The organism is Sphingomonas bacterium (genome assembly GCF_903643035.1).
GTDB lineage: Bacteria > Pseudomonadota > Alphaproteobacteria > Sphingomonadales > Sphingomonadaceae > Sphingomonas.
Genome location: NZ_CAHJWW010000104.1, coordinates 1 through 9,317 on the forward strand (window position 1 = coordinate 1; position 9,317 = coordinate 9,317).

The following is a 9,317-nucleotide window of genomic DNA, read 5'->3' on the forward strand; positions in this document are numbered from 1 at the left end:
CGTCGATCCGCTCCGGCGCGAAGGCGGCGTCGCCGTCCGGCCGGGCGAGCAGGTCGTGCATCCCGGCGAGCCGCCTGCCCAGCGCGCGCGCGAACGTCGCGTAGTTGGCGAAGGTGAACCGGTCGTCGCTCGCCAGCCGGGCGAGCGCCGCGAGCGTCCACGCCCACCCGTCGCCCTGGTGCGGCACGAAGCGTTGCAGCAGCAGCATCGGGGCGGTCTCGCCATCCTCGATCCGGGTCGCCAGCCCGAGCACCGCGGGCACGGCGGCATAGCCGCGATCGGCGAGGTGGCGGATCAGGCCGACGTCGGCGCACGCGGCCGGCTCGATCCGGCGCAGCTTCAGGATCGCCGACTCGCCCAGCGTCACCGCATGCCCCGATCGCTCGCCCGGTTCGACATCGGCCGGCACGTCGAACCCGGCCAGCGCCTCGAACCGCAGGTCGACGCCGCTCGCGGACAGGACGAGCCCCGCCGCCATCGCCGCCAACACCCCTTGCGCGAAGCCCGCCAGCGCCAGCCCGTCGGTCAGCAGCCCGACGCGCCGGCCCCGACGTACCCGTGCCAGCGCGAGCCCGCCGGCGTAAGGCGCCTGCGCCTCATCCTCCCACGCGATGCCCAGTGGCAGCGCGTGGCGCGTACAGCCCGCCGCCGTCGTCACCGCCAGTTCGGCCAGCAGCATGTCCTGAGTGCCCGGCAGCGCGATCGCGCGAACGAGGCCGACCCGCTCGATCGCGCCCCCCACGCCGTCGAACCGCGGGTGGGACGCAAGATAGCCGGGCAGGATGTCCTCCTCCAGCCGGCGGCGATAGTCGCCGGCCACGACGTCGATCAGCGACGGGCGGAGCACGAAGGTGAAGCGTTCGGCCTCGACCGGCGCGAGCGCGCCCGACCAGCTCGGCGCATCGCCGGCGGCGGCATCGGCGGCGGCGGACAGGCGGAACCACAGGAAACCGTAGGGCGTCAGGGTCAGCGGATAGGGCATCGCGCCGATCGCGGGGAACGCCGCGCCGCCGAGCATCTCGACGGGCACCATTCCCTCCATCCCCGCCAGGTCGAGCTCGACCGCCTGCGCGCTCTGGCCGAGGTTCGCGACGCAGAGCACCACGTCGTCGCCCAGTTCGCGCAGATAGGCCAGGATGCGCCGGTTGGCGGGGCGCAGGAACCGCTGCGTGCCGCGTCCGAACGCCTGGTGCTCCCGCCGCACCGCCAGCATCCGCTTCAGCCAGTTGAGGAGCGAGTGGCGGTCCTCCTCCTGCGCCTCGACGTTCACCGCCTGATATCCGTACAGCGGGTCCTGGATGACGGGCAACGTCAACCGCTGCGGATCGGCGCGGCTGAAACCGCCGTTGCGGTCCGACGACCATTGCATCGGCGTGCGGACCCCGTCGCGGTCACCGAGATAGACGTTGTCGCCCATCCCGATCTCGTCGCCATAATACAGCACCGGGGTGCCCGGCATCGACAGCAGCAGCGCGTTCATCAGCTCGATCCGGCGCCGGTCCCGCTCCATCAGCGGCGCGAGCCGGCGGCGGATGCCAAGGTTGATGCGCGCGCGCCTGTCGGCGGCATAGGTGTTCCACAGATAGTCGCGCTCGGCGTCGGTCACCATCTCCAGCGTCAGTTCGTCGTGGTTGCGCAGGAAGATCGCCCACTGGCAGTCGGGCGGTATCTGCGGCGTCTGGTGCATGATGTCGGTGATCGGGAACCGGTCCTCCTGCGCCACCGCCATGTACATGCGCGGCATCAGCGGGAAGTGGAACGCCATCTGGCATTCGTCGCCCTTCCCGTCGGGGCCGACGCTGCCAAAATACTGCTGCGTGTCCTCCGGCCACATGTTCGCCTCCGCGAGCAGCATCCGGTCGGGATAATGCGCGTCGAGGTCCGCCCTGATCTTTTTGAGCACCTCGTGCGTCTCGGGCAGGTTCTCGTTCGACGTGCCGTCGCGCTCGATCAGATACGGGATCGCGTCCAGCCGCAGCCCGTCGATGCCGAGGTCGAGCCAGAAGTGCATGACGCGCAGCACCTGCGCCAGCACCTCCGGATTGTCGAAGTTGAGGTCCGGCTGATGCGAATAGAAGCGGTGCCAGAAGTACTGGCCCGCCACCTCGTCCCACGTCCAGTTCGACTTCTCCGTGTCCAGGAAGATGATGCGCGTGCCCGAATACAGCTGCGGATCGTCGCTCCAGACATAGAAGTCACGCGCCGCGCTGCCCTTGGGCGCATGGCGGGCGGCCTGGAACCAGGCGTGCTGGTCCGACGTGTGGTTGATGACCAGCTCGGTGATGATGCGCAGGCCGCGCGCGTGCGCGGCGTCGATGAAGGCGCGCAGCTCGTCCATCGTGCCGTAGTCGGCGCTGACCTCCTCGTAGGAGGCGATGTCGTAGCCATCGTCGCGGCGGGGCGAGGGGTAGAAGGGCAGCAGCCACACCGCGGTCACGCCCAGGTCGACGATATGGTCCAGCCGGCCGATCAGCCCGGCGAAGTCGCCGATCCCGTCCGCGTTCGAGTCCGCGAACGACTTGACGTGAAGCTGGTAGATCACCGCATCCTTGTACCAGAGCGGGTCGCTGGCCGTGTCGGGCGCGGGGGACGGGATCGTTCGGGTCGGCGACTGGGTCTGGTTCATCGTCGGGCGTATCCGCGCTTTCCTGCATCGTCCCACCATGGAACCACGGTCGGGTCGTTAGTCGGTTTGGCATGGCCTGACGATGGCGCCGATCGCCCCGCCGGGTGGCATGGGCGTCACGTCACCACGTCGGGCACGGTCCGGCCGGTGTGGCGGGCGATGCCGGCGATCGCCTCCGCCGCCGCGATCAGGGGGGCGAGCATCGTCGCTACGGCCGCGTCCAGATCGCCATCGGCCGGCTCGTACCGCTCGAGGTACACGCGCAGCGTCGCTCCCGCCGTCCCGGTGCCCGACAGGCGGAACACGACGCGCGAGCCGTCCTCGAACAGGACCCGCACACCCTGCCCCAGGCTGGTCGAGCCATCGACGGGATCGTGATAGGCGAAATCGTCGGCGGCGGCGATCGCGAGGCCGGCGACGCCCGTCCCCGAGAGGCCTGTCCCCGCGACGCCTGTCCCCACAAGGCCGTCCAGCCGCCCGCGCAGCTCGGTCATCAGCGCGTCGGCGCGGGCGCTCTCCACCTCCTCATAGTCGTGGCGGGCGTAGTAGTTGCGGCCGAACCGGCGCCAGTGGTCGAGCGCCAGCGCGTCGACGGAGACGCCGCGCACCGCCAAGATGTTCAGCCACAGCAGCACGGCCCACAGCCCGTCCTTCTCGCGGACGTGATCCGACCCGGTGCCCGCGCTCTCCTCGCCGCAGATCGTCGCCATCCCGGCATCGAGCAGGTTGCCGAAGAACTTCCACCCGGTCGGCGTCTCGTGCGCGAGGATGCCCATCGCGGCGGCGACCCGGTCGGCGGCGGCGCTGGTCGGCATCGAGCGTGCGATGCCCGTCAGCCCGGCCGCGTAGCCGGGCGCGAGATGCGCGTTGGCCGCCAGCATCGCCAGGCTGTCCGACGGCGTGATGAAGCGTCCGCGGCCGATGATGAGGTTGCGGTCGCCGTCCCCGTCCGACGCCGCGCCGAGGTCGGGCGCGTCCCGTCCCATCATAAGGTCGTAAAGGTCGCGCACATGGACGAGGTTCGGGTCCGGATGGTGTCCCCCGAAATCCGGTAGCGGGATACCGTTCAGCACCGTTCCCGCCGGGAACCCCAGCCGCCGCTCCAGTATCTCTGTCGCATACGGCCCGGTCACGGCGCTCATCGCGTCGAACGCGACCGTCAGCCCGCCCGCCACCGCCGCGCGGATCGCCGCGAAGTCGAACAACCGCTCCATCAGCGCCGCATAGTCGGCGACCGGATCGACGATCTCCACCGTCATGCCGCCGACCGGCGTCTCGCCCGGCCGGGACAGGTCGAGGTCGGGACCTTCCAGCGTCAGCCAGCGGTCGATCGTCCGCGTGCGCGCGGCGATCGCATCCGTCACCTTCTCGGGCGCGGGGCCGCCGTTGGCGATGTTGTACTTGATGCCGAAGTCGCCGTCCGGCCCGCCGGGGTTGTGGCTGGCCGACAGGATCAGCCCGCCGCTCGCGCCGCGCAGCCGGATCAGGTGGCTGGCCGCCGGGGTCGACAGGATGCCGCCCTGCCCGACGATCGCGCGGGCATAGCCGTTGGCGGCGGCCATCCTGATCGCGGCCTGGATCACGACGTCGTTGTGGAACCGGCCGTCGCCGCCGATCACCAGCGTCGCGGCGTCCGGCCGCTCCACCACGTCGAAGACCGACTGGACGAAGTTCTCCGCATAGTTCGGCCGCCGGAACACGGCGACCTTCCTGCGAAGGCCGGAGGTGCCGGGCGTCTGGTCGTCGAACGGCGTCGTCGGCACGCTGCGGATCATGAGGTCCCCCCTATGTCAGCTCGCGGTACAGCCGGGCATAGGATTGCCCGCTTCGCGCCCACGAGAAGTCCGCCGTCATGCCCGCCCGCTGCATCCGCCGCCAGACCCCGGCTTGTGCGTACAGGTCAATCGCGCGCCGGATCGCGCGCGACAGGCCGCCGGGCGAGGCGAGGTCGAACTGGATGCCGGTCGGGACGCCCGCCGCCAGCGCCGCGTCGTTCGCGTCGATCACCGTGTCCGCCAGCCCGCCGGTGCGCGCCACCACCGGCACGCACCCATAGGCGAGGCCGTAGAGCTGAGTCAGGCCGCACGGCTCGAACCGCGAGGGGATCAGGATTGCGTCGCCGCCCCCCTGCATCAGGTGCGAGCGCGGCTCGTCATAGCCGATCCGGATGCCGATCCGGCCGGGATGGCGGGCGGCGGCGTCGAGGAAGCCGCGCTCCAGCGCCACCTCCCCCGAGCCCAGCAGCGCCAGTCGCCCGCCGCACGCGACCAGCTCGTCGAGGCAGTCGATCAGCAGGTCCATGCCCTTCTGCCACGCCAGCCGGCTGACGACGACGAAGACCGGCCCGTCGCCCGGCGTCAACCCGAACTCCGCTTCCAGCGCACGCTTGTTTGCGGGGCGCAGGTCGAGCGTGTCGGCCGAATACCGCTGCGGCAGCGCAGGGTCGCTCACCGGGCTCCACACCGCGGGATCGATGCCGTTGACGATGCCGCGCAACCGGTCGCGCCGCCCGTCGATCAGTCCCTGCAGCCCCATGCCGTAATCCGCCGTGCGAATCTCGTCGGCATAGCTCGGGCTGACGGTCGTGATCGCGTCGGCGGCGAGCAGCCCCGCCTTCAGGAAGCCGACGCCGCCGTAATATTCGACGCCGTCGATCGACCACGCCTTGGCCGGCAGCCGCAGGTCGGGGAACAGCTCGGGCTCGAACCGGCCCTGGAACGCGATGTTGTGGATGGTGACGATGCTCGCCGGCACCCGCCGGCGCCCGGAATAGCGAAGATACGCCGCCGCCATCGCCGACTGCCAGTCGTGCGCGTGCAGCACCTTGAACGCGAGCCCGCGCACGGCGCCCGCCGCGACCTGCGCCGCCGCGCGCGAGAAGGCGGCGAACCTCAGGCCGTTGTCGGGCCAGTCCCGCCCGTCCGCATCGATATAGGGCGTGCCCGGCCGGTCGAACAGCGCGGGCGCGTCGAGCACCAGCAGGTCGAAGCCTTCCGCCGTCGTCGCGAGCAGCCGCGTGTCCGCGCCGAGCAGGTCGGGCCAGCGATACACCTCGTGCACCGGCCCGATCCGCCCCAGCACCGCCGGATAGCCCGGGACCAGCACCGTCATCGCCACGCCATGCGGCGCGACCGCGGCGGGCAGCGCGCCGACGACGTCGGCGAGCCCGCCCGTCTTCACCAGCGGGAACGCCTCCGATGCGACCGACAGGACCTTCAGCGGCGCGGGCCGGATCACAGGCGGTCGATCATCGACTGGGTGATGAGGCACACGCCGCGATCGGTGCGGCGGAACCGCGCGGCGTCGAGGTCGGGGTCGTCGCCCACCGTCAGGCCTTCCGGGATCGCGACGCCGCGGTCGATCACCACCTTGCGCAGCCGCGCGCCGCGCCCGATCGAACAGCTGGGCAGCACCACCGCCTCGTCCAGCAGCGCGAAGCTGTTGGCGCGCACGCCGGTGAACAACAGGCTGCGCTGGATGCTCGCGCCCGATACGATGCAGTCGCCCGACACGAGGCTCGACACCGCCGACCCGCGCCGGCCGTCGACGTCGTGGACGAACTTGGCCGGCGGCGTGATCTCCGAATAAGTCCACAACGGCCAGTCGTGCTCGTAGAGGTCGAGCTGCGGCACGACGTCGGTCAGGTCGATGTTGGCGGACCAATAGGCGTCCACCGTGCCGACGTCGCGCCAATAGGCGATGGCCTCCCCTTGCGCGCGCACGCAGGACTGGGAGAAGCGGTGCGCCATCGCGGTGCCGTTGGCGACGAGGTGCGGTATGATGTCGTGGCCGAAGTCGCGCCTCGACGAGGAGTCGGCGGCGTCGCGGCGCAGTTCCTCGACCAGCCGGCGCGTGCGGAAGACATAGATGCCCATCGACGCCAGCGCCACCGCCGGATCGCCCAGCATCGCCGGCGGATCGGCGGGCTTTTCCACGAAGGCGGTGATCCGGCCGGCCGCGTCGGTGGCCATGACGCCGAACCCGCTGGCCTCCGCCAGCGGCACTTCCAGGCAGGCGACCGTCACGTCCGCGCCGCTCTCGCAATGTTCGCGCAGGATCAGCTCATAGTCCATCTTGTAGATGTGGTCGCCGGCCAGGATGACCATGTATTCCGGCGCATAGCTCTCGATGATGTCGAGGTTCTGGAACACCGCGTCGGCGGTGCCCGCATACCATTCGGTCTCCGACACGCGCTGCGACGCGGGCAGGATGTCGAAGCTCTCGTTGCGCTCCGGCCGCAGGAAGTTCCAGCCGCGCTGGAGGTGGCGGATCAGCGAATGCGCCTTGTACTGGGTCGCGACGCCGATCCGGCGGATGCCCGAGTTGATCGCGTTGGACAGCGCGAAGTCGATGATCCGGGACTTGCCGCCGAAATACACCGCCGGCTTGGCGCGGGTGTCGGTCAGCTCCATCAGCCGGCTTCCCCGCCCGCCCGCCAGCACATAGGCCATCGCCTCGCGCGCCAGCGGCTGTCCTCGCCTTTCGACCATCTCTCGTTCTCCCGTGCCCGGACGGAGGTGGCAGGACAGGGCGACGCGGTCGACCCGGCGTGACAGGCACGATACATCAACCGCGCAGCGGCGAGAACGCTCCGGCGCATCGGCATTCGCCCGCTCGATCGGTCGCCCGCTCGGTCGGTCAGTCGGTCTGGGTTGAACTCCGCCGCGCGCCGCCGGTTGTGCGACGATGCCGACTACACTGACACCGCCGACGCCCGCGCCTGCCCGCCCGCACCCCATCGCAGGCTGCGTCCGCGATGGGGGAGGATGGCTCCCGCTCGACGGCTATGGCGCGCTGGGCGACGGGCGGTCGATCGCGCTCAGCGGCGCCGACGGCTCGATCGACTGGTGGGCGGTGCCCAACATTGACTCGCCGCCGCTACTCGACCGGCTGCTGGACGCGCCGGACGGCGGCCGCTTCGTGATCGCCCCCTGCGCGCCCTTCACCGCCGAGCGCCGCTATCGGGAGGGCAGCAACGTCCTGGAAACCGTCTTCACGACCGCCGACGGCCACGCCACGCTGACCGAATCGCTCAATAGCGGCAGCGCGGGCCGGCTGCCCTGGGCCGAGCTTGCCCGGCGCGTCGACGGGGGGACGGGCAGCGTCCGCTTCCGCGTCGAGCTGTCGTTCAGCCGGTCGCTCGACAAGGCGAACTCGTGGACGTCGCCGACGGGCGGGCGGCAGGTGTTCCACATCGGCAGCATCCTGGGCGTATTCATCGCATCCGACGGGATCGCGATCGAGCGGCAGGACGACGAGGGCATCGCCGCGACCTTCGCCGTCGGACCGGGGGACCGGCGCACGGTCGCGATCGTCGCCGGCGACGACGAGCCGCTGGTAGTGCCGCCGATCGCCGACATCGACGGGCGGATCGACCTTGCCGACGAGGAGTGGCGGCAATGGTCGGGGCGGATCGTGGCCGCCGAGCCGCGGCGCGCGCTGGTGCTGCGCAGCGCCCTCGCGCTCAAGCTGCTGCTGTTCTCGCCCACCGGCGCGATCGCCGCCGCCGCCACCACCTCGCTGCCCGAACGGATCGGCGGGTCCAAGAACTACGACTACCGCTTCGCCTGGGTGCGCGACGCCGGCTACACGGTCCGCGCCTTCCTGCGGCTTGGCGCGCATGCCGAGGCGAAGGCGGGGCTGACGTGGCTGCTCGACCGGCTCGACCGCAAGCCGCACGTCGCCTACCGGCTCGACGGCCACGACATGCAGCCCGCGACCGCGATGGCGATGCCGGGCTGGCGCGACACGTCGCCCGTCATGTCGGGCAACGACGCCGCCGACCAGCTCCAGCTCGGCCTGTTCGGCGACATCTTCGAGACGGCGGCGGCGTTCGTGGAGACCGGCATCCTCGACTCGCACAGCGCCGCCACCCTGTCGGCGCTGGCCGATCGATGCGCCGACGTCTGGCGCCTCAAGGACGCCGGCATCTGGGAGCTGGACGAGCCGCAGCATTTCACGATGTCCAAGATCAGCGCGTGGCAGGCGCTGGCGCGGGCGGTGGAGATGGCGGACGCGGGCCACCTGCCCGCCACCTGCCGGGCGCGCTGGGCGCGCGAGCGCGACCGGATCGCGGCATGGGTGGACGAGCATTGCTGGTCGCAGGCGCGCGGCGCCTATACCTTCTTCGTCGGCAGCGGCCGGCTCGACGCATCCCTCGCGCTGGCGGTGCGGTTCGGCTTCGCCGCGCGGGGCGCGGACAGCGCGGACCGGCTGCGCTCGACGCTGGACGCGATCGACCGCGAGCTGGGCGCCGGGCCGTTCCACTATCGCTACGGCGGCGCGCAGGAGGAGGAGGGGTGTTTCCTCGCGTGCAGCTTCTGGATGGCGGAGGCGCGCGCGCTGCTGGGCGAGACCGGACGCGCGGCGCGGGACTTCGACGCGCTGGCGGCGGCGCTCGACCGCGGCGTCGGCGTGCTGACCGAGATGATCGACCCCGCCAGCGGCGAGCTGCTGGGCAATCTGCCTCAGGGACTGACCCACCTCGCCCTCGTCAACGCCGCGGCGGCGCTGGCCGACGCCGGCGCACGGGACACGTGACCGGCACGATCGGGTCGGCTAGGCGTTGTGCCCGGCATCCAGGACAAGGGACGACCATGGGTTCATTCGCTCGACCGACGGCAGCCGCGGCGGCGGCGCTGCTCGCGTTCGTCACGGGGCCGGCCTCGGCCGCGCCCGCGCGGACGCTGGC

Annotated in this window: 5 protein-coding genes; 1 reads left to right on the forward strand and 4 read right to left on the reverse strand. The window is 71.4% G+C overall.

Annotated elements, in window-relative coordinates:
• From treS to glgC, 4 genes are all read right to left on the reverse strand, one after another.
• On the reverse strand, positions 1–2,626 hold a 2,626-nt coding region (gene treS / locus HUV01_RS08175; RefSeq protein ID WP_174297800.1), incomplete at its 3' end, for a maltose alpha-D-glucosyltransferase.
• Between the two features lie 116 nt (positions 2,627–2,742).
• Positions 2,743–4,401 carry an alpha-D-glucose phosphate-specific phosphoglucomutase gene (locus HUV01_RS08180; RefSeq protein ID WP_174297801.1) on the reverse strand — a complete coding sequence of 553 codons (1,659 nt, stop codon included), beginning with the start codon at positions 4,399–4,401 and terminating at the stop codon, positions 2,743–2,745.
• A 10-nt stretch (positions 4,402–4,411) separates the two neighbouring features.
• Positions 4,412–5,863 (reverse strand): glycogen synthase GlgA, encoded by a 1,452-nt coding sequence (gene glgA / locus HUV01_RS08185; protein ID WP_254606501.1) that lies wholly within the window; start codon positions 5,861–5,863, stop codon positions 4,412–4,414.
• A complete protein-coding gene (gene glgC, locus HUV01_RS08190; protein WP_174297802.1) occupies positions 5,860–7,116 on the reverse strand; it encodes a glucose-1-phosphate adenylyltransferase in 1,257 nt (418 codons plus the stop codon). The genes glgA and glgC overlap by 4 nt, the downstream gene beginning before the upstream one ends.
• Positions 7,117–7,312: 196 nt before the next feature.
• Between glgC and HUV01_RS08195 the strand changes: the two genes are divergently transcribed.
• The gene (locus tag HUV01_RS08195; RefSeq protein ID WP_174297803.1) at positions 7,313–9,166 is read left to right on the forward strand and encodes a glycoside hydrolase family 15 protein; all 1,854 of its coding nucleotides are present in this window, start codon (positions 7,313–7,315) and stop codon (positions 9,164–9,166) included.
• Positions 9,167–9,317 lie beyond the last annotated feature (151 nt).